General features: G+C 42.6%; 23 protein-coding genes and 1 pseudogene. 21 read left to right on the top strand and 3 right to left on the bottom strand.

Going from position 1 to position 26,472, the window contains the following annotated elements; genetic code table 11:
* Positions 1–22 precede the first annotated feature (22 nt).
* The 10 genes from IOC57_RS14765 (at position 23) to IOC57_RS14720 (ending at position 12,135) form a co-directional block, all read left to right on the top strand.
* Positions 23–1,306, top strand: coding sequence for a dihydrolipoamide acetyltransferase family protein (locus IOC57_RS14765; protein ID WP_207439442.1), 1,284 nt, complete (start codon positions 23–25; stop codon positions 1,304–1,306).
* A gap of 344 nt (positions 1,307–1,650) precedes the next feature.
* The gene (locus tag IOC57_RS14760) at positions 1,651–3,528 is read left to right on the top strand and encodes a methylmalonyl-CoA mutase family protein (protein WP_207439441.1); all 1,878 of its coding nucleotides are present in this window, start codon (positions 1,651–1,653) and stop codon (positions 3,526–3,528) included.
* Between the two features lies 1 nt (position 3,529).
* On the top strand, positions 3,530–5,722 hold the full coding sequence (gene scpA, locus IOC57_RS14755) for a methylmalonyl-CoA mutase (RefSeq protein ID WP_207439440.1): 2,193 nt from the start codon (positions 3,530–3,532) through the stop codon (positions 5,720–5,722).
* On the top strand, positions 5,722–6,849 hold the full coding sequence (gene meaB, locus IOC57_RS14750; protein ID WP_207439439.1) for a methylmalonyl Co-A mutase-associated GTPase MeaB: 1,128 nt from the start codon (positions 5,722–5,724) through the stop codon (positions 6,847–6,849). The genes scpA and meaB overlap by 1 nt, the downstream gene beginning before the upstream one ends.
* A gap of 211 nt (positions 6,850–7,060) precedes the next feature.
* Positions 7,061–7,498: a BrxA/BrxB family bacilliredoxin gene (locus tag IOC57_RS14745; RefSeq protein WP_207439438.1), complete on the top strand. Its 438-nt coding sequence runs from the start codon at positions 7,061–7,063 to the stop codon at positions 7,496–7,498.
* A 598-nt stretch (positions 7,499–8,096) separates the two neighbouring features.
* Entirely contained in the window at positions 8,097–8,900 is an 804-nt protein-coding gene (locus IOC57_RS14740) for a transporter substrate-binding domain-containing protein (RefSeq protein ID WP_207439471.1), read from the top strand.
* 131 nt (positions 8,901–9,031) lie between these two features.
* Entirely contained in the window at positions 9,032–9,691 is a 660-nt protein-coding gene (locus IOC57_RS14735) for an amino acid ABC transporter permease (protein WP_207439437.1), read from the top strand.
* A complete protein-coding gene (locus tag IOC57_RS14730) occupies positions 9,684–10,406 on the top strand; it encodes an amino acid ABC transporter ATP-binding protein (RefSeq protein WP_207439436.1) in 723 nt (240 codons plus the stop codon). Before IOC57_RS14735 ends, IOC57_RS14730 begins: the two co-directional genes overlap by 8 nt.
* Before the next feature lie 191 nt (positions 10,407–10,597).
* Positions 10,598–11,587 (top strand): aromatic acid exporter family protein, encoded by a 990-nt coding sequence (locus IOC57_RS14725; RefSeq protein ID WP_207439435.1) that lies wholly within the window; start codon positions 10,598–10,600, stop codon positions 11,585–11,587.
* Between the two features lie 32 nt (positions 11,588–11,619).
* Positions 11,620–12,135 (top strand): L,D-transpeptidase, encoded by a 516-nt coding sequence (locus IOC57_RS14720; RefSeq protein WP_207439434.1) that lies wholly within the window; start codon positions 11,620–11,622, stop codon positions 12,133–12,135.
* 41 nt (positions 12,136–12,176) lie between these two features.
* Here IOC57_RS14720 and prli42 read toward each other — a convergent pair whose 3' ends face one another.
* Entirely contained in the window at positions 12,177–12,272 is a 96-nt protein-coding gene (prli42, locus tag IOC57_RS14715; protein WP_155726463.1) for a stressosome-associated protein Prli42, read from the bottom strand.
* Between the two features lie 168 nt (positions 12,273–12,440).
* On the opposite strand from prli42, the gene mce reads away from it, so the two are divergent.
* The 5 genes from mce (at position 12,441) to gndA (ending at position 19,032) form a co-directional block, all read left to right on the top strand.
* Positions 12,441–12,866 carry a methylmalonyl-CoA epimerase gene (gene mce, locus IOC57_RS14710; protein WP_207439433.1) on the top strand — a complete coding sequence of 142 codons (426 nt, stop codon included), beginning with the start codon at positions 12,441–12,443 and terminating at the stop codon, positions 12,864–12,866.
* Positions 12,863–14,413, top strand: coding sequence for an acyl-CoA carboxylase subunit beta (locus tag IOC57_RS14705; protein ID WP_207439432.1), 1,551 nt, complete (start codon positions 12,863–12,865; stop codon positions 14,411–14,413). The genes mce and IOC57_RS14705 overlap by 4 nt, the downstream gene beginning before the upstream one ends.
* Before the next feature lie 234 nt (positions 14,414–14,647).
* A complete protein-coding gene (locus tag IOC57_RS14700; RefSeq protein WP_207439431.1) occupies positions 14,648–15,769 on the top strand; it encodes a tripeptidase T in 1,122 nt (373 codons plus the stop codon).
* A gap of 545 nt (positions 15,770–16,314) precedes the next feature.
* The gene (locus IOC57_RS14695) at positions 16,315–17,577 is read left to right on the top strand and encodes a DNA polymerase IV (protein ID WP_207439430.1); all 1,263 of its coding nucleotides are present in this window, start codon (positions 16,315–16,317) and stop codon (positions 17,575–17,577) included.
* A gap of 42 nt (positions 17,578–17,619) precedes the next feature.
* A complete protein-coding gene (gndA, locus tag IOC57_RS14690; RefSeq protein ID WP_207439429.1) occupies positions 17,620–19,032 on the top strand; it encodes an NADP-dependent phosphogluconate dehydrogenase in 1,413 nt (470 codons plus the stop codon).
* 127 nt (positions 19,033–19,159) lie between these two features.
* On the opposite strand, the pseudogene IOC57_RS14685 reads toward gndA, so the two are convergent.
* A pseudogene (locus IOC57_RS14685) lies at positions 19,160–19,323 on the bottom strand (asparagine synthase).
* 256 nt (positions 19,324–19,579) lie between these two features.
* Between IOC57_RS14685 and IOC57_RS14680 the strand changes: the two are divergent.
* Positions 19,580–19,741: a hypothetical protein gene (locus IOC57_RS14680; RefSeq protein WP_207439428.1), complete on the top strand. Its 162-nt coding sequence runs from the start codon at positions 19,580–19,582 to the stop codon at positions 19,739–19,741.
* A gap of 44 nt (positions 19,742–19,785) precedes the next feature.
* Here IOC57_RS14680 and zwf read toward each other — a convergent pair whose 3' ends face one another.
* Complete coding sequence (zwf, locus tag IOC57_RS14675) at positions 19,786–21,282, bottom strand: glucose-6-phosphate dehydrogenase (protein WP_207439427.1); 1,497 nt, start codon at positions 21,280–21,282, stop codon at positions 19,786–19,788.
* Positions 21,283–21,511: 229 nt separating this feature from the next.
* On the opposite strand from zwf, the gene rnz reads away from it, so the two are divergent.
* From rnz to IOC57_RS14650, 5 genes are all read left to right on the top strand, one after another.
* Positions 21,512–22,453: a ribonuclease Z gene (rnz, locus tag IOC57_RS14670; protein WP_207439426.1), complete on the top strand. Its 942-nt coding sequence runs from the start codon at positions 21,512–21,514 to the stop codon at positions 22,451–22,453.
* 64 nt (positions 22,454–22,517) lie between these two features.
* Positions 22,518–23,336, top strand: a complete 819-nt coding sequence (locus IOC57_RS14665; RefSeq protein ID WP_207439425.1) for a squalene/phytoene synthase family protein — start codon at positions 22,518–22,520, stop codon at positions 23,334–23,336.
* 205 nt (positions 23,337–23,541) lie between these two features.
* Positions 23,542–24,537 (top strand): ABC transporter substrate-binding protein, encoded by a 996-nt coding sequence (locus IOC57_RS14660; RefSeq protein ID WP_207439424.1) that lies wholly within the window; start codon positions 23,542–23,544, stop codon positions 24,535–24,537.
* A gap of 32 nt (positions 24,538–24,569) precedes the next feature.
* Positions 24,570–25,601: an ABC transporter permease gene (locus IOC57_RS14655; RefSeq protein WP_207439423.1), complete on the top strand. Its 1,032-nt coding sequence runs from the start codon at positions 24,570–24,572 to the stop codon at positions 25,599–25,601.
* Positions 25,576–26,370 (top strand): ABC transporter ATP-binding protein, encoded by a 795-nt coding sequence (locus IOC57_RS14650; RefSeq protein ID WP_207439422.1) that lies wholly within the window; start codon positions 25,576–25,578, stop codon positions 26,368–26,370. Before IOC57_RS14655 ends, IOC57_RS14650 begins: the two co-directional genes overlap by 26 nt.
* The last annotated feature ends 102 nt before the right edge of the window (positions 26,371–26,472 follow it).

Genomic DNA, 26,472 nt, shown 5'->3' with positions numbered 1-26,472 from the left:
TGTTAAGAAGGAGGAATGAATAATGGCTATGGAATTAATGAAGATGCCTCAACTAGGCGAAAGTGTCACGGAGGGAACCATCAGTAAATGGCTTGTAAAGCCTGGGGATCATGTCACGAAATACGATCCGCTAGCTGAAGTGATGACGGATAAAGTAAATGCTGAGGTTCCTTCTTCCTTCACCGGCATCATCAAGGAATTGAAAGCGGATGAGAATCAAACATTGGCAGTCGGGGAAGTCATATGCTCGATTGAAGTTGAAACGGCAAAGACGGATAACGAAAATGCTGGGCAAGTTTCACATAGTGAGGAAAATGTTGATGCATCTGTTACAAGAGATGTACAGCAAGCGGTCGAACCATCAAGTAAAGCTCGCTATTCGCCAGCTGTGTTAAAACTTTCCCAGGAGCATGGAATCGACCTTTCAAAAGTTAAAGGAACGGGGAATGAGGGACGGATCACCCGTAAAGATTTATTGAAACTTGTTGAAGCAGGGAATCTTCCTAAGGCGGATGAGCCTTCCACCATTTCCGATTCGGCTCCTGAAGCGATGGCTCCTCAAGTTAATCGTCAAACCAGTCCAGCAACAAATGTGACGACTGCGGCTGGTGACAAGGAAATACCTGTTACCGGCATCCGAAAGGCAATTGCGTCCAATATGTTGAAAAGTAAGCACGAAATTCCACATGCCTGGACGATGGTGGAAGTTGACGCAAGCAATATGGTGAAGTTGCGTGATAATCTAAAATCCGACTTTAAACAAAAAGAAGGCTATAATTTAACGTACTTTGCCTTTTTCGTAAAAGCGGTTGCTCAAGCCCTTACGGAATTTCCAGAGCTCAATTCGATGTGGGCAGGCGAAAAGATCATCCAAAAGAAAGAAATCAATATATCAATTGCCGTTGCAACCGAAGATGCCTTATTTGTACCGGTTATTAAAAATGCCGATGAAAAATCAATCAAAGGTATAGCAAGGGAGATACAGGAACTCGCATCCAAAGTGAAGGCGGGTAAGTTAAAAGCAGAGGATATGCAAGGTGGTACGTTCACTGTTAATAACACTGGTTCATTCGGTTCTGTCCAATCCATGGGAATCATTAATTACCCACAGGCGGCCATTTTACAAGTTGAAACGATTGTAAAACGCCCAGTGGTCATAAACGACATGATTGCAGTGCGAGATATGGTCAATCTCTGTTTATCACTTGATCATCGTGTTTTGGACGGACTTGTATGCGGCCGATTCCTCGCGAGGGTTAAAGAAATCATCGAAAAGATTTCCAAAGATAACACTTCCATATACTAAAATGAAGAAAAGGAAGGCCGGTGGGCCCTTCCTTTTTGTTTTGCATTTCACTTTTCCATAGAAAAACATCGACAAAAATTTTATTTTTGCTATTATTTTATTAAGAGCTGTTCTAATACAGATCAGGGGCTGTACTTGAATTATATAGGCTAGTGGTTTCCCTAATAACAGATATGCTGATTTCTATTGACTTAAATTTCAAAAGCTTATGGTAGAATGTTAGTATAATCCAGATCAAATTGACGGGAGGGTGGTTTTCTTATCTAAAACTGACTGAGCGTTCGTTCTCCCAAAGAAAGGACATGGCGTATGAGTCGGCCAGAAGATAAAGAAAGCGATTACAGATGGAACTGAAAGATGTAAAAAACATTACCTTTCCTAAGCCTTCTTTTGAAGAGTGGAAAGAAGCTGCGGAAGCAAGTTTAAAAGGAAAAAGTGTAGAAAAATTAAAAACGAATACATATGAGGGCATCACTTTATATCCACTCTATACAGAAAAGGCGGATTCAACGGAAAAAGTGGCTGAATTGCCAGGGTTCTTCCCTTTCACCAGAGGAACGTCCCCAACGGGTTATCATGAAAAACCTTGGCTTGCCGTTCAACCTGTAAGCGGTAACACGGCTGAAGAAGCAAATGAAAAGATGAAGGCTACATTCAAGCGCGGACAAAATGTCGTGTCATATCCTGTACGATTGCTTTCCGAGGGAGCAAGGGCAGAAAAATTATTTAAGGATATTCCATTAAAGGAAATCCCGATTTTCATTGACCTTAAGGGGAAACAAAAAGGATTATTCCCTCAATTCAATGCTGTTGCCGAAGCGCAAAATACCCAATTGACAGGCGTTATTGCCGAAGATCCCATTGCAGAATGGCTCATTTGCGGTCAGCTGCCAGAAGATACGGATAACTATTTTGCAGATTGGCTGAAGACGATCCAAGCTTATCAGAAGATAGGCAAGGAGTTAAAGACTGTTTTGATTAATACGGCAGTCTATCATAATGGAGGAGCTAATGCCGTACAAGAAATAGCGTACGGATTATCGGAAGCAGTCCAATATTTATTGGAAGGTCAAAAACAGGGGTTGTCTTTTGCTTCGGTTTCAGAAAAAATAGTTTTCTCTTTTGCTGTGGATTCCAATTATTTCATGTCCATCGCTAAACTGCGGGCTGCCAGAAGGCTTTGGGCAGGCCTTGCAGAAGCTTTCGATACAGGATCGGACCATTTTAAAATGACGATACATGCCGTTACTTCCGAGTTGACAGAAACGCTATATGATCAGCATGTCAATATTCTTCGGACCACAAACCAAGCTTTCGCTGCAGCTATTGGAGGCATTCAATATCTTCAAATTCATCCATTTACACATGCAACTGGTGAAACCGATGATTTTTCAGAAAGAATTGCCCGTAATACTCACTTGATTTTAAAAGAGGAAACAAATATCACAACAGTGGTCGATCCTGCTGGCGGTTCATGGTATGTTGAGCAATTAACGGATGAATTGGCTGAAAAGTCTTGGGCGAAATTCCTTGAAATCGATGCGGCCGGAGGGATTTTAGAGCTAATTAAACAAGGCACCCTTCAGAAAGAAATAGCTGAAGTTTACCAAGGAAGAGTTCAAAATGCGGCTTTCAGAAATGAAAGTATCATCGGAACGAATGTATATCCGAATCCGGCTGATAAGATTAAAACCCCGACACAGGATAACCATGTGTCATATATGAAAGTTGGGAAGCCGGTGAGCATTACCCCACTTGCCACGAACCGGGTTTCCATTCAGTTTGAACAGATAAGACTTCGCAGTGAAAAGTATAAAGAAATAAGTGGGACGGGTCCAACTATTGGTTTGATTAATTTGAAAAATCTAAAATCCCATAAACCTCGTGCAGATTTCGTTAAAAGTCTTGCTGCAGCAGGCGGTATTGAAACAATCGGCAGTAAGGGGTGTCAAACCGTTGAGGAAGCAGTCGAATATGTAGCTGCGACCAAGCTCCCTATCTATTGTGTTTGCGGGAGTGATGATGACTACTCGGAATTAGCGGCAATCACCATTAAAGAAATTAAAAAACAATTCCCTGAAATCACTATTTATTGTGCCGGTAAGCAGCAAGAAGAATGGGAGATTACACTAAGTGAAGCAGGAGTCCAAGATTTTATCCATGTTAAAACGAATGCAAGATCCATTTTACTGGATTTATTGAAGAAGCTGGGGGTGAACTGAAATGAAAAAACCGAATTTTTCTACTATAAATCCTGCTAAGTCTGAGATTAAAGGTACGTTGGAAGCATGGAAAAAGGAAGCCGAAAAAGCAGTTGGGAAAAACATTGAGGATCTTCTGTTCGAAACCAATGAACAAATAAAAATCAAACCGCTTTATTTTGAGGAAGATAATCGTGACTTGGAGCATATGGAAAGTGTGCCAGGCATTGCTCCTTTTACAAGAGGGCCCTATCCTTCGATGTATGTCAATCGTCCTTGGACGGTACGTCAGTATGCAGGTTTTTCAACTGCTGAGGAATCCAATGCATTTTATAGGCGTAACCTGGCGATGGGGCAAAAAGGGCTCTCAGTTGCCTTTGATTTAGCTACACACCGCGGTTATGACTCCGATCATCCACGCGTTGTCGGTGATGTGGGGAAGGCGGGAGTTGCCATTGATTCCATTCTTGACATGAAAATCTTGTTCGATGGAATTCCGCTTGATCAGATGTCCGTGTCAATGACGATGAACGGTGCGGTATTACCCATCCTTGCTTTTTATATCGTGACAGCTGAAGAACAGGGCGTAACACAGGATAAGCTTTCAGGCACGATTCAAAATGATATCTTAAAGGAATACATGGTTCGGAATACGTATATCTACCCACCTGAAATGTCCATGAAAATCATAGCTGATATATTCGAGTATACATCCAAATATATGCCCAAGTTCAATTCCATTTCCATCTCCGGTTATCATCTCCAAGAAGCGGGGGCGCCGGCTGATATCGAACTTGCCTATACGTTGGCGGATGGGCTTGAGTATGCACGTACCGGCATGAAAGCAGGTATTGATATCGATAAATTTGCACCGCGCCTGTCCTTCTTCTGGGCTGTGGGCATGAACTATTTCATGGAAGTGGCGAAAATGAGGGCGGCTCGTTTCATTTGGTCAAAATTGATGAAACAATTCGATCCGAAAAATAATAAGGCGATGGCATTGAGGACTCATTCCCAAACCTCCGGCTGGAGCCTCTCCGAGCAAGATCCGTTTAACAATGTCGCAAGGACCCTTATTGAAGCCCATGCGGCTGCACTGGGGCATACACAGTCCCTGCATACGAACGCACTGGATGAGGCCATTGCCCTGCCAACGGATTTCTCGGCGCGCATTGCACGTAACACACAGCTATATCTGCAGGAGGAAACCGGGATCACAAAAGTAATCGATCCCTGGGCGGGTTCATACTATGTAGAATCGTTAACAAATGAATTGATCGAACGGGCGTGGGCTCACATAGAAGAAATCGAAGGTCTTGGAGGAATGGCGAAGGCAATAGAAACCGGCCTTCCAAAAATGAGGATCGAGGAAGCCGCTGCAAAGCGTCAGGCTAAAATCGATTCTCAGGATGAAACGATCGTTGGCGTCAATAAATATCGTTTGAAAAAAGAGGATCCGATTGAAATACTGGAGATTGATAATACAGCAGTTCGTGAAAGTCAGCTGAAGCGTTTGAGAGAATTAAAAGCGAAACGTGATCAGGCAAAGGTGGATGAAGCTCTTCAAGCGCTATCCATGGCTGCCAAAACTGGCGAAGGTAACCTTCTTGAACTGGCTGTGCAAGCTGCAAGAGTACGGGCTTCATTAGGTGAAATCTCCGATGCGATCGAAGAGGTGGCTGGACGTCACAAAGCAACGATTCGTTCTATTAGCGGCGTATATAGCTCAGCATACTCAAAAGAAGCGGAAATTGAGGAGGTCGTCCGCATGACGGAAGAGTTCCTTGAAAATGAAGGAAGAAGGCCGCGTTTGTTAATGGCTAAAATGGGCCAGGACGGTCATGATCGTGGAGCTAAAGTAGTAGGAACGGGGTTTGCGGATTTAGGTTATGATGTCGATATCGGTCCATTATTCCAAACACCGAAAGAAACCGCCATCCAGGCCGTGGAAAATGATGTGCATGTAGTCGGAATGAGTTCGCTTGCTGCCGGTCATAAAACATTATTGCCGCAGCTAATGACGGAACTGAAGAACTTGGGCCGTGAGGACATTATAGTGATCGTAGGCGGCGTCATCCCTGCACAGGATTATGATTATCTAATGGAAAATGGCGCTACAGCCATTTTTGGTCCTGGTACGGTCATTCCACAGGCAGCAAAGAAAGTGCTCCAGGAAATATACAATCGCCTCGGATATGAGGAAGTGGCCCAATAATGAGTGGAGACAAGAAGCCCGAATGGGTTGATCTTAACAATCAGGAAGGTTTTGCTTCTTCATTAAAGCCAGGCGTGGAATTAGCAGCAAGCCATAACGAACCTTCAAAAAGCAAATTTGTCAAAAAACATAATGTAAACATACCGGTCCATGAACTTAAGGAGGGAATCCTAAAAGGGGACAGGGCAAAGCTAGCTAAAGGGATTACATTGGTTGAAAGCAATGCATCCCAACACTTAGATCATGCACAGGAATTATTGCATGCCATCCTTCCTCATACAGGGAATTCGATTCGCATCGGGATTTCCGGCGTGCCCGGTGCCGGAAAAAGTACCTTCATCGAGACGTTCGGAACCTACTTATGTGACAGGGGCCATAAGGTTGCTGTTCTAGCCGTCGATCCAAGCTCTTCGATCAATGGCGGAAGTATACTAGGCGATAAGACAAGGATGGAGGAACTGGCAAAAAACCCCTATGCCTTCATAAGACCCTCACCATCCGAAGGCACTCTAGGAGGAGTACACCGCAAAACGAGGGAAACGATGTTACTTTGTGAAGCGGCAGGATTTGATGTGATACTGATAGAGACTGTCGGGGTCGGTCAGAGTGAGGCTATAGTCCGAAGTATGGTCGATTTCTTCATGCTCCTTGTCCTTACAGGTGCAGGAGATGAATTACAAGGTATGAAAAAAGGGATTCTGGAACTTGTGGACGGAATTGTGGTCAATAAAGCCGATGGAGAGAACGTTCCACTGGCGATTAGGACTAAGTCCGAATATAGCAGAATCCTGCACTTCCTTCAGCCAGCAACAAAGGGATGGGCAGGAAAGGCATATACTTGTTCCGCCATAACCGGTAAAGGAATTCCTGAGATTTGGGATGTATTGAATGAATTTTCGGATATGACCAAGGGATCGGGTGTTTTTCAAGAACGGAGAAGAATGCAATCTAAGGAATGGCTGTATTCATTGATGGATCACCAGCTTAAAACGATGTTTTATAAAAATGAAACCGTCAAGAGCCTTCTCCCAATCCTAGAAAATCAAGTGATGTCAGGGAATAAAACGGTCACTGCTGCCGTTAAGCAGGTCTTTCAATCTTTTACTGACACATTTAAGTCAAATTAAAAAAGAAATAGGATGGGGCATGCGCGGATTGTCTCCCAAGCATGCCCCATCCGTTTGTAAGTCTTGTTGTTACACACATGATTCCCGCTTCCCTTTCGTTTTAAACATGTTCGGAAACGGTTTATGCGGTTTTAACAGGTAAATTTATTGAATCACGAAGTGGCAATTGTTATGATAGGATTGAAGAGAAAACTTGGAAGGAGCAAATGCCATGAATATGGATTTTAATTTTTTAATGAACGACGTGGTCAAACAGGCTCGCGATGAGATAAAGACTGCTGGATATACAGAATTGACCACTCCCGAGGAAGTAGAGGAAGTATTTGCACAAAAAGGAACGACACTTGTTATGGTAAACTCCGTTTGTGGCTGCGCTGGGGGAATAGCTAGACCTGCAGCGGCTCATGCAATCCATAATGATAAACGTCCAGATCAGCTTGTAACCGTTTTTGCTGGGCAAGATAAAGAGGCGACGGAGAAAGCCCGTAATTATTTCGAAGGGTATCCGCCGTCATCCCCATCATTTGCCTTGCTGAAGGATGGAAAAATCATCACCATGATAGAGCGCCATGAAATTGAAGGGCACCACCCGATGTCTGTAGTAGAAAAATTACAAGACTACTTCGATCAATATTGCGAAGAAGTGTAACCTATAGCGATAAATTAAAAACCCGCCCATTCGGCGGGTTTTTGTCTGACGGCAAAAAGGGGTTCGTCTCTTCCTGACCTTCATGAATTTTTACTTTTTAAATGGAACGAACCCCTTATTAGATTGAATGGATTTTCGATACTCCTTCCTAAAAACGGGCTAGCTGAGACCCCGCAGGCGCTTGTTTTGATGAGGCTTGCCAGACAAGTCGGCGGAAAGGGAACGGATCTCTGTAATTGACTGGAATATTTTTTTAGAAAAAACTGCAGGCAAACTAGCTTTTTTTCGAATTTGTCTACAGTATGGACCCCGCCCAATAGGCGGTTTTTTTTATTCATGAAATTGCATAAGTCAGGATCATTTAGGAAAGAAGATAGATAAGGAAGCCGATATATTCCTTTGGTGGAAAAACGCGGATTTCAGAAATATAATTATATAAAAATTCTGAAAAATGAATCTATTTTTTACGTTATTGAATAATTGTTAGAGTGTGTTAAAATACACATTAGTGTATGAATATTAGTTGTTTGAAATTTAACTAAACCAAATTTAATAACAAGAGAATTGAAAATATCATTTTGGAGGAATAATAATGAAGTTGAAAAAGCAGTTAGCATTGTTGCTTACTTCCGTTTTATTAGTAGGTATTTTAGCGGCATGCGGTACATCGGAGAAAGAAGATAAGAACACAGCTGATAAAGAAGGCAAAAAGGTCCTGGTAATGGGAACATCTGCGGATTATCCGCCATTTGAATTTGTTGAAACATCTAAAAGTGATGAAATCAAAGGCTTTGACATTGATATCGCTAAAGCAATCGGAAAAAAATTAGGTTATGAGGTCCAAGTGAAGGACATTGACTTTAATAGCCTTGTACCTGCCCTTGAGAATAAATCGGTCGATTTCGTTATCTCCGGAATGACTCCGACAGAAAAACGTGAGCAATCAGTCGATTTCAGTGATATTTACTATACAGCTAAAAACATGATCATCACGACAAAGGACAGTAAAATCAAAACTGTTGAAGATTTAAAAGGGAAAACGGTGGGCGTACAGCTTGCTTCCATTCAGGAGACATTGGCAAATGACTTGAATAAATCCCAAGATATCGGGATGAAAGTTGAAAAACGGAATCGTATTCCTGAGGTTGTCCAAGAAATGTCAACAGGACGTTTTGACGCCGTGATCATGGAAGATACTGTGGCAAAAGGCTACTTGAAAGATAATAAAGAATTGGTGGGCCATTTGATTGAGTCCGGTGAAGAAGATGCCGGTTCGGCAATCGCTTTCCAAAAAGGAAGCAAGTTAACTGAAGAATTCAATGCCGAGTTGAAAAAAATGTTAGAGAATGGTGAAATGGAAAAATTAATAATAAAATGGTTCGGTGGCAGTGAAACTGAATAATACAGAGAGATGAAAAGCGTTCAGAAGAGATTTAATATGCCTTCTGAACGTTTTTCCGCGCTTTATTGTTAGTTAAATGAAGCAGGAGGAAGGACCTAAGATAACGGCCTTCATAAGAGAGGATGAATGGAGTGAATCTGGAATTTGAAAGGATTATGCCTTCCCTTCCATATATCCTGGAGGGAATACCGACTACATTAAAGGTTGTAGCGGTAGCGGCAGTAATCGGATTTGTTTTGGGAATATTATTATCTATACTTAAAATCAGCAGAATCAAGCCCTTAAATTGGATTGCTGACTTTTATACATCCATTTTTCGCGGTACCCCTTTGGTGCTGCAATTAATGCTTATTTATTTTGGTTCACCACAAATATTAGGGATTCAAATCGAAGCGTTCCAAGCAGCATTTTTAGCATTCGGGCTAAATTCAGCGGCATACATCTCTGAAATTATCAGGGGAGGCATTTTAGCTGTCGATAAAGGCCAACGAGAGGCTTCGCTTGCACTCGGGGTTCCCTATTCAGGGATGATGCTTAATATTATCCTTCCGCAGGCCATCAAGAATATCCTGCCGTCCCTTGTTAACGAATTGATTTCCTTAACGAAGGAATCAGCCGTTGTCACAATTATTGGATTAGGGGATATCATGCGGCGTTCTTATATTGTCGGCGGTGAGACATATAAATTCTTCGAGCCGATATTATTTGCCGGCCTCATTTATTATGTGATGGTCATGGTTCTCACCATCTTAGGCAAAGTGATTGAAAGGAGAATGAGACGCAGTGATTAAAATTGATGGACTCAAAAAAAATTATGGTAAGCTCGAGGTATTAAAAGGAATCAGCACCGAGATAGGGCAAGGGGAAGTGCTAGCGATCATCGGTCCATCCGGTTCGGGAAAATCAACTTTCTTACGCTGCATCAATATGCTTGAAACTCCAACTGATGGTCAAATCAGGTTTAAAGATCAAATCATCACGGAAAAAAAGACCAATATCATGAAAGTGCGTGAAAATGTCGGAATGGTATTTCAGCATTTTCATTTATTTCCACATAAAACAGTACTGGAGAATCTGACATATGCACCTATGAAGGTGAAAAAATTATCAAAGGCTGAGGCTGTAAAACAAGCTCGTGAGCTCTTGAATAAAGTCGGTTTGGACGATAAAGAATCAGCATATCCGAATCGTCTGTCAGGCGGGCAAAAACAAAGGGTCGCGATTGCACGGGCATTGGCAATGAACCCGGAAGTGATGCTTTTCGATGAGCCCACTTCAGCGCTTGATCCTGAGATGGTAAAAGAAGTGCTCGAGGTTATGAAGTCACTGGCACATACAGGGATGACCATGCTGATCGTAACGCACGAAATGGGATTTGCAAAAGAAGTCGCCGATCGAGTCCTATTCCTGGACGGGGGTCTGCTCGTTGAGGAAAGTGCTCCGGAAGAATTCTTTTCCAATCCAAAAAGCCAGCGTGCAAAAGACTTCTTGGAAAAAGTTTTATAAGCTAAAGTAAATAGTATATAATTGTGAAAAAAGGTAACGTTTAGGTTACCTTTTTTGTTTTTTTCCTATAATGTAATTTTGCGTGAATGGATTTTGGAAAATTGGAAATTTAACTCGCAAAGGACTGTGAAAATATCTGATTTCCTGATAGTATTATAATAGATAGAGAAAGAGCCAGGTGATACATAACAATGTTTAAAATCGGTTACAGGACGATTAAAACTGCTTTGGGGGCCACCCTGGCAATTATTATTGCACAAATGCTTAATCTCGAATATTTCTCTGCTGCGGGAATCATTGCGATTTTATGCATTCAAGTTACAAAAAAGAAGTCGGTGTATGCATCCTGGCACCGGTTTCTAGCTTGTTTGATCGCAATGGCCTATGCATCCCTATTGTTTCAATTCATCGCATTTCATCCGTTGATAATAGGTCTGATTCTCTTGATTTTCATTCCAACGACAGTTGCCTTGAAGATTAATGAGGGGATTGTGACGAGCAGCGTCATCATCATGCACCTATACGGGTCGGGTGACATCACCTTTTCCCTGCTGATCAATGAAACGATATTAATTGCAGTTGGAGTTGGGGTGGCGCTTGTCATGAATCTGTACATGCCCAGTGTCGATGACAAAATGCTGGCCTATCAGGAAAGTATCGAAACGAACTTTAGTGCGATCTTGATGGGAATTGTCCGCTATTTAAGGGATAATGATCACACATGGGATGGCAAGGAAATCACCGAAACAGCCAATCTTCTTAATCAAGCCAAAAGCCTTGCCTTTAGGGACGTGGAAAATCATTTTTTAAGGGAAGAAGACCTGTATTACCATTATTTCAAAATGCGTGAAAAGCAATTTGAAATAATCGAACGAATTCTTCCCCTGGTCACGAATATTCCATTGGTCGTCAAGCAAAGCGGGATAGTTGCTGATTTTATAGAAAATTTGGCGGAAAACGTCCACCCGCAAAATACGGCTATCCTTTATCTGAAGAAGCTTGAAGAAATGGAGATTCATTTTAGGGGAATGGCACTGCCGCAGACACGGGAAGAGTTCGAATCAAGGGCTGCATTATTGCAGCTCATGAAGGAAATGGAGCGCTATTTATTGTTGAAGCATTCCTTCAAGGGATTACCCAAGCTAAACAGCAACCGAATGAAAAAGAGGCACTTGGCTTAAACTAAGCAAAAAAGTAAAAGGAATTGATACAAATGAAATGGATCCTTTCTTTGTTGCTTATGCTATCTTTGTGGCCGTTGCAGGTACAAGCCCAACCTCAATCGGTTAAGCCTGGCGATCCGTTTATCATCATCAATAAAGCCAACAATAAATTGGCGTTCATTGATGATAACGAGGTCAAGGAGATTCTGCCGGTCGGTACGGGAAAGAGCCAGGAACTGACACCTGAAGGAACCTTCACGGTCAAAGTAAAAGCGGTCAATCCATATTACCGGAAAAAAAATATTCCTGGCGGCGATCCCAGGAACCCTCTGGGGTCGCGGTGGATTGGATTCGATGCACGAAATACCGATGGGAGGATTTACGGCATACATGGTACGAATCAGCCATCATCAATTGGTAAATATATTTCAAATGGCTGTGTACGGATGCTTAAATCCGATGTAGAGCGTCTGTACGAAAAGGTCCCCATCGGCACCAAGGTGTTGATCACCATATCGAACGAGGACTTCAAAACGTTGGCAAAGAAAAACGGAGCGATAAAATAAAGAGAGGGAAGCTTTTGCTCCCCTCCCCATTACGGTGTCTATTACAGAAGAAATGCGATACCTGATAGTAAGCTTGTTAATAACATTGAGATAAGCATTAAATACACGACGATCTTCCTGATTTTCTTGTTTCCCATATGCTCTCTCCCTTAATACAGTTTAATTGATTTTATTTTAACTTGAACATTTAGTAGAAACAAGTAAAAGTATAATGTTCATATTATTCCGAATTCTATAAGGCTTTAATGTAAGATTAGTAGTATTTTAATGGAGTCATTCAATAATACATTGCATGGGGGTTTTTTATGATGATTAAAAATATCGATCATATCGGTATTGCCGTCAAGTCACTAGATGAAGCCTTGCCACTTTACACGGAAACGTTGAAATTGAAACTTGAAGGAATCGAGACAGTGGAGAGCCAAGGAGTGAAAGTGGCCTTCATCTTGGCGGGCAATACCCGTTTGGAGCTATTGGAAGCGTTGTCACCTACAAGCCCAATCGCCAAATTCATCGAAAAACGTGGTGAAGGGATTCATCATGTTGCACTTGGCGTCGATGACATCGAAGATAGAATAAAGGAAATCAAAGAAGCTGGATTGCGTATGATTGATGACTCATCAAGAAAGGGCGCGCACAATGCGGATGTTGCTTTCGTTCATCCCAAGTCTACTGCGGGTGTATTATATGAGCTTTGTGAACAAGCCTTATCAAAGGAGGAGCAGGAATGACAGACATATTTGATACGATCAATGACCTATATGACAGACGTCGCAAAGTGGAAATGGGCGGCGGTGAAGAAAGAATCGATAAGCAGCATGAAAAGGGCAAACTTACTGCAAGGGAAAGAATTGAGCTTTTAGTTGATCCAGGTACTTTCATAGAGCTTAATCCTTTTATCAAACACCGTAATACCAATTTTGGCATGGAAAAGGAAGAAGGGCCGGGAGAAGGGGTCGTCACCGGTTACGGCAAAGTCAACGGGCGCGACATATATCTGTTTTCACAAGATTTTACTGTTTTTGGCGGTGCACTCGGTGAAATGCATGCTCTGAAAATTGCCAATGTTATGGATTTGGCAGCGGAAAATGGAGCCCCTTTCATAGGATTGAACGATTCTGGTGGTGCACGTATTCAAGAAGGCGTAGTTTCGCTTGACGGATATGGCCAAATATTTTACCGGAATTCTATTTATTCAGGTGTCATTCCACAGATTTCGGTTATTATGGGACCTTGTGCAGGCGGTGCCGTGTATTCCCCAGCCATAACCGACTTTGTCTTCATGGTTGAAAAAACGAGCCAAATGTTCATAACAGGTCCTAAAGTCATTGAAACGGTTACGGGTGAAAAGATTTCATCTGAAGGGCTGGGTGGGGCGACTGTACATAATACCATAAGCGGTAATGCCCATTTCAAGGGGGCAACTGAAGAGCAAGTATTGGCGGACGTTAGGCGTCTCCTGAGCTACCTTCCACAAAATAATGAAGAGAAGCCTCCGGTTTTGGAAGCCGCCGATGGAGATGACTACCGTCCGGACTTAACGGATGTAGTCCCATATGAAGGAATCCGGCCATATGATGTTCGGAAAGTATTGAAGCAGGTTGTCGATGAGGATTCCTTTATGGAAGTTCAAGAGGGCTTTGCGAAAAATATAGTGGTTGGCTTGGCGCGGATCAAAGGGAAATCAGTGGGGCTTGTCTGTAACCAGCCAAAGGTGTTGGCAGGGGGACTTGATATTGATTCATCAGATAAGGCTGCCCGTTTTATTCGTTTCTGTGACTCGTTTAACATTCCGCTAATTACGTTTGAAGACGTTTCAGGTTTTTTCCCTGGTGTTAAACAAGAGCATGGCGGAATCATTCGCCACGGTGCAAAGCTGCTATATGCCTATTCGGAAGCAACAGTACCAAAATTGACGATCATTCTGCGTAAAGCATACGGTGGAGCTTACGTGGCTCTTAATAGTAAATCCATCGGCGCGGATCTTACGTTTGCATGGCCGAATGCTGAAATCGCGGTAATGGGTTCTGCTGGAGCGGCAAACATCATTTTTGCCCGTGAAATTCAAAATAGCGAAAATCCGGAAGCGACACGTGCAGCAAAAATCGAAGAATACCGTGAGAAGTTCGCCAATCCATATGTTGCCGCAAGTCTTGGAATGGTGGATGATGTTATTGATCCCCGTGAAACCAGGATTAAGATCATTCAATCTCTTGATATGCTACGCAATAAAAAAGAGACACGACCATGGAAAAAACACGGGAATATCCCGTTGTGATCCAACATTGCAAGGAGCCCAAACTATCTGTTTTGGGCTCTTTTTCATAATGGGGAAAATATCATTTTGAAGAAAACCCTTTATAAGTCACCATTCACCTTTTTAAACCGGCCTTCTGGCAGGGAAATGACCAGCATGCTTTTTTTAGCTGGGACTTCCTTTTCACATTATTTGCCGGGGCGCCGCTTTTAGAAGTATAATTAAAGAGGAAAACTTTTTTGGAGGTTTTATTTTATGATTAATGAAGAACGTTTAGTTAATGAATTTATGGAATTGGTGCAGATTGATTCCGAAACGAAAAATGAAGCAGCCATCGCCAAAGTGCTGAAAGAAAAATTCGGGGCACTGGGTGTAGAGGTTTTTGAAGATGATACAACGGCAGTTACCGGTCATGGTGCAGGGAATTTAGTATGTACTTTAAAAGGAATGAAAGAAGGCGTAGATACCATTTATTTCACCTCCCATATGGATACGGTTGTACCTGGGAACGGAATCAAGCCTTCCATCAAAGATGGATACATAGTGTCAGACGGGACGACCATTTTAGGGGCGGATGACAAAGCTGGATTAGCGGTCATGTTAGAAACGCTTAAAGTGCTAAAAGAACAGAAAATCGAACATGGTACAATCGAATTCATCATTACAGTCGGTGAAGAATCTGGCTTGGTTGGGGCAAAGGCATTGGATCGCTCCCTTGTAACGGCTAAATTCGGTTTTGCTCTTGATAGTGATGGAAAAGTGGGCAATGTGGTTGTTGCTGCACCTACTCAGGCGAAAGTGTCTGCAACCATTTTAGGCAAGACTGCTCACGCTGGCGTCGCTCCTGAGAAAGGCGTTTCGGCCATTACGATCGCTTCCAAAGCAATCTCTAGAATGCCATTAGGCAGGATCGACAGTGAAACTACAGCAAATATCGGACGTTTCCAGGGTGGGCAGCAAACCAATATTGTTTGTGACCATGTTGAAATCCTTGCAGAAGCAAGATCCTTGGTTCCTGAAAAAATGGAAATTCAGGTAGCGAAAATGAAAGAGGCATTCGAGACTGCAGCCATTGAAATGGGCGGACGTGCTGAAGTTGAAGTTAACGTCATGTATCCTGGTTTTAAATATGGTGCAGGTGATCATGTAGTTGAAATCGCAAGAAAAGCGGCAGAAAAAATCGGCCGTCCATGCGAACTGGTTAAAAGCGGCGGAGGAAGCGATGCGAATGTCATTGCGGGATTTGGCATCCCTACTGTCAATCTCGCAGTTGGCTATGAAGATATCCATACTACAAATGAAAGAATTCCAGTTGAGGAATTAACGAAGTTAGCTGAAATGGTTGTCAGTATCATCAAAGAAGTCTCAGGGGAATAATTACCCGTAATGTGACAGGGAGATGGAGGGGAGTTTCCTGAGTAAATCAAGAAAGGTTGTCGTATTTCTTGCAGAGGACGAGGAATAAGCCTTGCTGATTGCCGTGTCTCCATCGAAAAACCTGATGCCTTGCTTTCCTGGATTTCCTGCAACCAGGTAAATCGGCTTTAGGCAAATGATGGACAAATGCGGAGTGCAATAAATACCCAATACCCTCTCCATGGAACCATTGTCGAGGAACCCGTGAATGCCTTGATTTTACCGAAAACCCTTTGAACGGTGTCTTATTAAGCTATCAAAAAAAAATATATATTCAAGGTGTTGCCGTTTGTTACGATCATTGATCAGCAAAAAACCCGTATATATTTGCCAAGGTGTTCAAAGTATTGAAGGGATATATGTTCAGTCATCATGACATGATGGCTGTTTTTCTTGGCATCTTTCACCTTGGTTACCAAAGAAAAATAGGGGTACCTTAATAGAAAGGTTTTTTGTGGCCCTATTATCCGGTGTTTTTTATTTTTACAAGGATGTGACGGTCGAACATGAAGGACATGTATCCCAAAAATGGCAGGGTCATTCTCCATGTAGACATGAATAGTTTCTATGCTTCAGTGGAAATGTCATATGATGTTTCATTGAAAGGCAAACCGCTTGCCATTGCAGGCAATGTTGAAGAGAGAAGGGGCATAATCGTCACCTGCAGCTATGAGGCGAGGAAGTTCGGGGTTAAAACGACCATGCCGATTTGGCAGGCGAAAAAACTTTGTCCTCAATTAGTCATACAGAAACCCAATTTCGAGCGCTATCGAAAGGCATCACTGGCTATTTTCGATGTTTTGAGGCAATATACAGAGATGGTCGAACCGGTTTCTATAGATGAGGGGTATCTGGATATTACTGAATGCGCTGAATTGGGTTCACCGTTAGATATAGCCAATAGCATACAGGAAAGAATTTTTAATACGATGGATCTACCCTGCAGCATCGGGATTGCCCCTAATAAATTTTTGGCCAAAACTGCTTCTGATATGAAGAAGCCGATGGGAATCACCGTGTTAAGGAAACGGGACATTTCAGAAAAGCTCTGGCCTTTACAAGTGGGCGAGATGCATGGCATCGGGGATAAGACTTCTGAAAAGCTTCAAACCATCGGGATAATGACGATCATGGACCTTGCACACGCCAATGATAGTCAACTTAAACAGCTTCTTGGGATCAATGGCATCCGTTTGAAAGATAGGGCTAATGGAATTGACCCAAGGGTAGTGGATCCAGAAGCGATTTTTGAGCATAAGAGCATTGGGAACTCCACCACTCTTCCGCATGACTCCACCAATCAAAAAGAACTAATCGGTGTTTTGGAAAAGCTTTCCGGGAAGGTAGCCGTCCGTTTGAGAAATAAACGTTTGCTGGGCCAAAAAATAGGTGTGACGATCCGTTACAAAGACCGTCGCACAATAACGAGAAGCAGAACGGTTCCTAATCCAGTTTTTGAGAAACGGGATATTTTGGATGGAGCGATCGATCTCTTTATGAAAAATTGGAATGGGGAAGGAATCAGGCTTCTTGGTGTCACTGCTTATGATGTCATCGAAAAAGAGTCTGCCTTCAAGCAACTGGATATTTTCTCCTTTCAAGAGGATGCGGAAAAAGAACCTCTGTATGAAGCGATGGAACACTTGCAAAATAAGTACGGAGAAAATATTATTAAAAAGGGATTACCCTTGAAAAACCGTTCAATTGGAACAGACACTAGCTTCAGTAAAGATTTCTTTGAGCAATCCAGGAGGAATGACAAAGAATAGCGTACAAGCTGTGTAAAGATATAGAGAAGGGAAAGATGATACATGACAAAACAACAGATTGGCGTTATCGGACTAGCCGTAATGGGCAAGAACCTTGCATTTAATATTGAAAGCAGGGGATATTCAATATCCGTGTATAATCGCTCTGGATCAAAAACGGACGAAATGATGAAGGAAGCGGAAGGCAAAAACGTAACGGCTGCATATACGCTTGAAGAATTCGTCAATTCTTTGGAAACACCACGCAAAATTTTATTGATGGTTAAAGCCGGAGCGGCAACAGATGCAACAATCGAGCAATTAAAACCGTTACTTGAAAAAGGTGATATCGTGATTGATGGAGGGAATACCTTCTTCAAGGACACTCAGCGCCGCAATGAGGAATTAAGCAAGCTAGGCATCCATTTCATCGGTACAGGAGTGTCAGGAGGGGAAGAAGGAGCTCTGACAGGCCCATCCATCATGCCTGGAGGTCAAAAAGAAGCATATGAACTGGTCGCACCGATCTTGAAGGATATTTCAGCTAAGGTCGATGGTGATGCTTGCTGCACGTATATCGGACCGGACGGAGCAGGTCATTATGTTAAAATGGTACATAATGGTATTGAATACGGGGACATGCAATTGATTTCCGAATCTTATTTCCTTCTGAAAAATCTCCTTGGACTATCTGCTGAAGAATTCTATGAAGTTTTTACTGAATGGAATGAAGGGGAACTAGATAGCTATTTGATTGAAATCACTGCTGATATTTTCAAAAAATATGATGAAGAAACCGGCAAGCCGATGGTCGATGTCATTTTAGATAAAGCTGGCCAAAAAGGTACAGGGAAATGGACTAGTCAAAGTGCGCTTGATCTTGGTGTTCCGCTTCCAATCATTACGGAATCCGTATTCGCCCGGTTTATCTCAGCAATCAAGGACGAGCGTGTTGAAGCGAGTAAAATCCTTCGCGGTCCAAAAGCCGAATCATTTACAGGCGACAAAAAGGCTTTGATTGAAAGTATTCGTAAAGCACTTTATATGAGCAAAATTTGTTCATATGCACAGGGATTTGCGCAAATGAAAGCAGCTTCAGAAGAACATGACTGGAACTTGCAATATGGGGAAATCGCAATGATTTTCCGTGGCGGCTGTATCATTCGTGCCCAATTCCTCCAAAAAATCAAGGAAGCGTACGATCGTGAAGGGAACTTGAACAATCTTCTCCTAGATCCTTACTTCCAAGGAATCGTCGAAAGCTATCAAGGAGCTTTGCGTGAGGTAGTGTCAACGGCTGTGATGAACGGAATCCCGGTTCCTTGCTTGTCATCTGCACTTGCCTATTTCGACAGCTATCGTACAGAAACGCTGCCAGCTAACCTGATTCAAGCTCAGCGTGACTATTTTGGAGCTCATACTTATCAACGCATTGATAAAGAAGGCACGTTCCATACCGAATGGATGGAAAAATAAAAAGTTCTAGCCGGTATAAAAGGGGATTCCCTTTTATACCGGCTTTTTTATTAAGGAATCCAGTTGTAATATCCATCATGTGAATGTACAGAAAAAAAGAGGGAGCTACTATTCGCCCTCTTCTTTACTATCTCCAACGCTTTACTAGGCCAATGACCCCTAATACAACATGTGCCAAACCGAAAATGGAAACGAATACTGCACTAGTTATCACATTGTTCCTCATTGCTAACCCTCAACTGTCACGGCTGTGCCCAATGCTGTTGGTATCAACCCTTCACGAATGTCCATCGTTTAATCCTCCACATCGAGATAGTGGTACTGTCACTGGCACCTTTTTCAATAAAGAGATGGAAATGATAAAATAGAACTAATTGTAAATAGTGCCAATTCATTTACCTTTTTTAGGGAAATGTAGTATGATGTATGTCATTCATCCTTGCTTTTAGGTTTAAACACCTGCGGAAAAAGGAATATAAACATTGAAAGAGATGGACGGACTGTAGGATATAGTAGGCAGAAAGAAGAGAGAAGGAGCGGATGACTTATGTTCATCATCTGGTGGGCTGTAGCCATTTTTATATTTTTCATTGCCTTGGAATCTGGTGTTTCATTTTGGCTTAATTCAGCAATAGAGGAAGAAGTGTCTAAGCCCAAGGAAATGTTTGATATTATCCGGAATAAATTGCTGAGGAAGAGTGTTTCATGAATGAAAAAGGGGATGCAGATTCAAAGCTGCATCCCTTCTTCAATTCAATCATTATTTTCATTTTTCTTGACCTGCCACCAAATATGTCCATCTTCTGCAAGGAGTTCATCGGATGCAAGTGGACCTGTGGATCCCGCTTCATAGTTAGGGAAAGACTCGTCTTTAGTGTTTTCCCATGCATGGGAAATGGTATCGACGAACTTCCATGAGAGGGCAACCTCGTCCCAGTGCGTAAAGTTTGTAGCATCCCCGCGCATACTGTCAAACAATAGCTTTTCATACGCTTCGGGAGAATTGATGTGTTCTATCCCTTTGTTTGAGACGGTCAGCTTCATTGGCTTTGTATTGGATGTCGTTCCGGATTTCTTAACATTTAAGTACAGGGTGATCCCTTCGTCAGGCTGGATATTGATAACGAGAAGATTCGGGTTCAGCGTTTCTTCCGTTTTATAATACAGATTCATTGGGATATCTTTGAATTGAACAACGATATTCGTTGATTTGACATCCATTCTCTTACCGGTACGAATATAAAAAGGAACACCGGCCCATCGGAAGTTATCAATCATCAATTTACCCGCAACATAGGTCTCTGTGTTGGATTCTGGATTTACGTTATGTTCATTGCGGTAGGCAGGAAGTGTTTGACCGCCTAACGTTCCTTCACCATACTGGCCACGGACGAAGTATTGATTGACTTCGTCCGCTTTCATTGGTCGAAGTGAACGCAATGCCCGCACTTTTTCGCTTCGAATCTCTTCTGTCGTCAAAGCGATCGGGGGTTCCATGGCAAGCAAGGCCACCATTTGGAGCAGGTGGTTTTGGACCATATCCCTTAGGGCACCGCTGGTTTCGTAATAACGGCCACGTTCCTCAACACCAAGTGTTTCACTTGAAGTAACTTGGATGTTAGATATATACCTGTTATTCCAAAGCGGCTCGAATAGGGCATTGGAAAAACGTATGACCTCAATATTTTGTACCATTTCTTTACCTAAATAATGATCGATACGGTAGATTTCATCTTCGGCGAATGCAGTTCGAATCTGTTCATTCAATTTTTGTGCTGTTTCGAAACTGTGCCCGAATGGCTTTTCTATGACCAAGCGTTTATATCCATTCGTGTCAGTCAGGCCTTGAGCTTTAATCTGTTCGGCAATCGTTCCGAAAAACTCAGGTGCCATCGCCAAATAAAAGATCCGGTTTCCTTCTAATTGATATTGTCCGTCTAATTTTTTTGCAATGTCTTTTAATTGCAGGTATGATTCCGAACTGGAGACGTCATGGGAGTGGTAATGGAAATGGGAAATGAATTCATCGACCTTTTCTTCCGCATGCCCGAACGTAAGTATCGAGTCCTTTACACTTGTTTGGAACTCCTCGTTCGTCAATGGCCTCCTTGCCACTCCAACGACGGCGAACTTATTGATTTTCTCTTTTTGAAATAGTCGATATATGGAAGGAAACAATTTCCTTTTCGCTAAATCTCCGGTAGCACCAAAAATCATGATTAATGCTGTGGGTTTATTATTTTCTGTCATGTTAAAACCTCAACTTTCCGTTAAATCTGTCTATAAAGTTGGAATTCCCCTATGTGTACCAATTTCTAATTTTACGTTTAGCTTTCCCTCAAAGCAATCAATTTGCGCATTTTTTCTCATATTTCATTAAAAGTTTAATTTGGGTTTTGGTTTTAATGGGTCATAAATGAAAGAGCACCTTGGTTATGCTATAGTTAAGTCATAAAGTATTTGCAACGGAGGTAGTATCGTGGATTTCGTTTTATTGGGTACAGGCGCTGGCGTTCCGGCTAAAGCGCGTAATGTGACATCAATCGCCCTTCAATTATTGGAAGAGCGAGGGACGGTTTGGTTATTCGATTGTGGGGAAGCAACACAGCATCAAATTTTAAAAACGGCGGTCAAACCGCGAAAGGTTGAAAAAATTTTCATCACCCATTTACATGGTGACCACATCTTCGGACTCCCTGGATTTTTAAGCAGCAGATCTTTTCAGGGCGGGGTGGAGAAATTGACCGTATATGGTCCACAAGGCATAGATGCATTTATTAAGACGAGCTTACAGGTGAGTGGAACTCATTTAAAATATCCCTTGGAAATCATCGAAATAGAGGAAGGCACAGTGTTTGAGGACGAACAATTCACAGTGACGGCCATGGCGCTTGATCATGGCATTTATAGCATCGGTTACCGGATTGTGGAAAAAGATCGTCCGGGAAGTTTACTGGTTGACCGGCTGCGGTCCGAAGGTGTGAAGCCGGGGCCGCTTTTTAAAGCATTGAAAAATGGACAGACGGTCTGTCTCGACGATGGCCGTGTCCTAAATGGGAAGGACTACCTCAGTGCTCCGCAAAAAGGTAGGATCATCACGATTCTTGGTGATACAAGGATGTGCAGCAATGCTCTCGTCCTTGCTGAATCGGCGGATTACCTTGTTCATGAAGCTACCTTTTCGGCGGAAGAATCTGAATTGGCATCAGCCTATTATCACTCGACCACCGTTCAGGCTGCAGAAACGGCTTTGAAAGCGGGAGCCAAGCATCTAATCCTTACCCATATCAGCTCACGGTATACTCCGGAGGATGCTGAGAGGTTAAAAGAGGAAAGCGAAGCGATCTTTTCAAACACGATAATGGGTGAAGATTTAATGACAATTAAAGTGCCTTTATATTCAGAGGAATCGGGCAGCTGAAATCAAAGCCGATGTTTGATATAATGAATCAATTGTTTCATTGGAGACTTAAAGGAGTGTAAATATGACTGATAAAAGTGACCTACATACTAAAGCAATGGATTTTCTCTTAAAAACTAGCCGGACTTTTTTCATTCCAATCAGCTATCTTCCAAAGGGATTACAAGAGGCCATTGGAGCTGCATACCTTTGCATGCGCGCGATCGATGAAATCGAGGATCACCCCGGTCTGCCAGCAGATAATAAGGTTTCCCTGTTACAGGCTCTTAGTGAGCTTCTTGATGCGGATTACAGGGAAGAAGATCTTCAATCGTTATTTGAACCATATAAGGATGATCTGCCCGAAGTGACCCTGCTTCTTTCTGACTGGATTGAATTTTGTCCTCCCGGTGCAAAAGCCAAAGTCTTGGAATCGACAAAGGAAATGGCCGAAGGTATGGCAAAATGGGTTACGAAGGACTGGCAAATCCATAATGAAGAAGAGCTCGATGATTACACATATTATGTTGCAGGTTTAGTGGGAGTCATGCTGTCTGATATGTGGAACTGGTACGATGGAACCGAAACGGACCGTGAACTTGCCATCGCATTTGGCCGTGGACTCCAAACAGTCAATATCCTGCGTAACCGCGAGGAAGATGCAGAACGTGGTGTGAACTTTTATCCGGATGGCTGGGGTTTCGAGGAGATGCTTGCCCATACAGAACATAATCTTGCATTAGCAGATACGTACATTGGAGAAATTGAAACGAAAGAGATCATCCAATTCTGTAAAATACCCCTGGAATTGGCAAAAGCCACATTAAAGGCCCTAAAAGAAGGCAAAGAAAAAATTGATCGAGCGACAGTTACAGAAATTGTCAGCCAGGTTGTCGAACACTGATTTTTCATAAAGCTGCCGTGAAAGGTACCATACCCTTCACAGCAGCTTTTTTCATGTTTTACATGTAGAACTCGAAAAATTCTAAAAAGTTAAAAAATATATTGGAATAATTGGGACTAAACGATTATAATTTAGGACATAAAAGCGAAAAAGCTGGTTTCGCTCGAAAAATAATCTTAAATTAAGAAAAAAGCGGGGGGAAAATATGAAAAAGAAATTATATTCAACTGCAGCTATGACATTAGTCGCAGGTTTATTATTGGCTGGGTGTGGAAATGACAAGGAAAAAGATGCGGCAAAGGATGAAAGCGGGAAGGATACTTTCAACATTGGTGTATCACAAATCGTTCAGCATGATTCCCTGGATCAGGCATATGAAGGCTTCCAGGCGGCCTTGAAGGATAGTGACATCAAGGCCAAATATGATCTTCAAATTGCACAGGGTGACCAAAACAACAGTCAGACGATTGCCAATAACTTCGTTGGGGATAAAGTGGATCTGATATTTGCGAATTCCACTCCTAGTGCTCTAAGTGCTTTAAATGCGACCAAGGATATTCCAATCGTTTTTACCTCGGTTACCGATCCTGTATCGGCGGAGCTTGTTTCTTCTTTGGAAAAACCAGGCGGAAATGTTACGGGTACGACGGATTCCCATCCTGAAGCCATTGCTAAGTCAATGAAATTCCTAGGGGAAGAACTTGGCGCCAAGACAATTGGGACTGTTTATAATACAGGGGAGCAAAATTCAGTCGTGCAAATAAAAAATGTGAAAGCGGAAGCGAAAAAAGCAGGATTGAAAGTCGTGGAAGCGTCCGTTTCGACTTCAGCGGAGGTTAAACAGGCAGCGGAATCATTAATCGGAAAAGCGGATGCTTTCTATATCATTACGGATAATACAGTTGTCTCGGCACTGGAATCGGTCATTTCTGTAGCGGATGATCAAGATATCCCATTGTTTGTTGGCGAGCTTGATTCTGTGAATGCTGGTGGTTTTGCAGCCTATGGCTTCAGTTACTATGATATTGGTTATGAAGCGGGGCAAAAAGCGATTGAAATCCTGAAGGATGGTAAAAAACCTGGAGATATCCCGGTTCAATATCCACAAAAACTGAAATTGGTCATCAATGAAAAAGCAGCAAAAGATATGGGTGTTGAAATAAAAGAAGAATGGAAAGCAGATGCTGAGTTTGTAAAATAAACTCTGCTTTTGTTCGGGGAAGGAAGAAAAAAATGTTCTCAGCCTTATTCAACTCTTTTGAGTCGGGAATGATTTATGCGATCATGGCACTTGGTGTCTATTTAACATTCAGGATTCTCGACTTCCCGGATATGACAGTGGAAGGCAGTTTTGTGACAGGGGCCTCTGTTGCTGCCATTATGATCGTTAACGGTTTCTCGCCGATGGTTGCCACGTTTAGTGCGATGGTTGCCGGGTTCATCGCCGGGACGATAACGGGTTTCCTGCATACGAAAGGGAAAATCAATCCTCTTTTGGCAGGTATCTTAATGATGATCGCGCTCTACTCGATCAATTTGAGGATCATGGGCGCATCCAACATTCCGTTGCTTTCTCAAACAACCATTATCACGAATATACAGGATGCCTGGGCTGCCACCGGGCTGGACAATTTGCTGAATGGTCTTTTATCATTCGTGGGTCTCGATGACAGCCTGCCAAAAACGTGGGCCATATTAATCGTTATGCTGATTGTGGCTGTAGTCATCCAGACTGGAATGTCAGCTTTTTTAAAAACGGAAATTGGTCTTGCTTTACGGGCGACTGGTGATAATGAGGCCATGGTCAAGAGTTTTTCCGCCCATACCGGCAACATGAAGATCCTGGGACTTGCAATCGGAAATGCACTAGTGGCTTTCTCGGGATCCTTGGTTGCCCAATATAACGGTTTTAGCGATATAGGCATGGGGATTGGAATCATTGTCATCGGATTGGCATCCGTCATTATCGGAGAGGCTTTATTTGGTGCAAAAACGATTGCGCGTGCGACGCTTGCGGTCATTGGAGGGGCGATCATTTACCGAATCGTCGTAACTTTGGCACTTCGCGTAGAATTCCTTGAAACAGGTGATGTTAAATTAATTACCGCACTTATTGTGGTCGGGGCACTTGTCATTCCTAAAATTTCCGATAAACAAAAGGAAAAAGGCCGAAAGAAAAGGCGGCTTAAAGAAATACAGATGCGTCATGATCGGACTTTATCGAAAGGGGGGGAAGAATATGCTTCGATTAAATCAGATTTATAAGGTTTTCAATGAGGGAACACCAGATGAAAAACTAGCCCTAGGAAATCTGGAACTGCAAATGACAAAAGGTGAATTTGTAACAGTCATCGGTAGTAATGGAGCAGGTAAATCGACTTTGATGAATATGATTTCCGGTAAAATTCTCCCTGATGCCGGTGAAGTCATCATCGATGGTGAAAACGTATCGGCAATTGAAGAACATGCCCGGGCTAAAATGATTGGACGCGTTTTTCAGGATCCCATGCTGGGGACGGCACCACATATGACGATTGAAGAAAATATGGCCATTGCCTATGGCAGGACCAATAGAAGAGGGTTAGGCTTTGGGGTGACAAAAAAACGGAAAGAACTTTTTAAAGAATGTCTGGGCACCCTTCATTTAGGCTTGGAAAACCGGATGACTGCAAAAGTGGGATTATTATCAGGAGGGGAGCGCCAGGCACTATCATTGCTGATGGCGACCTTCACTGACCCTAAAATCCTGCTTCTTGATGAACATACAGCAGCACTTGATCCTTCACGGGCAGAGCTGGTTACAAATCTGACGAAGGAAATCGTCGAAAAGAACCAGTTAACGACGTTGATGGTGACTCATAATATGCAGCAGGCTATCGATCTTGGAAATTCCTTAATCATGATGGATAAGGGACAGATCATTTTTGAAGCTAGAGGAGCTGATAAGCAGAAGCTAACCGTCGAAAAACTGCTTAACGAATTCCAGCGGATCAAAGGCGAAAAAATGCTCAATGATCGTGCAGTGTTGATTTAAAATGATGAAAAGGCCCGACCCAAGTGAGATTAACCTTGGATCAGGGCCTTTTTATTTTGGGGTGATTAATCAGGTCAGGTTCTATTACTGAAGAAATGCTTG

It is taken from the genome of Bacillus sp. SD075 (assembly GCF_017355165.1).
In the GTDB taxonomy this organism is placed as follows: domain Bacteria; phylum Bacillota; class Bacilli; order Bacillales; family DSM-1321; genus Peribacillus.
This window is presented reverse-complemented; position numbering and strand designations above follow the sequence as displayed.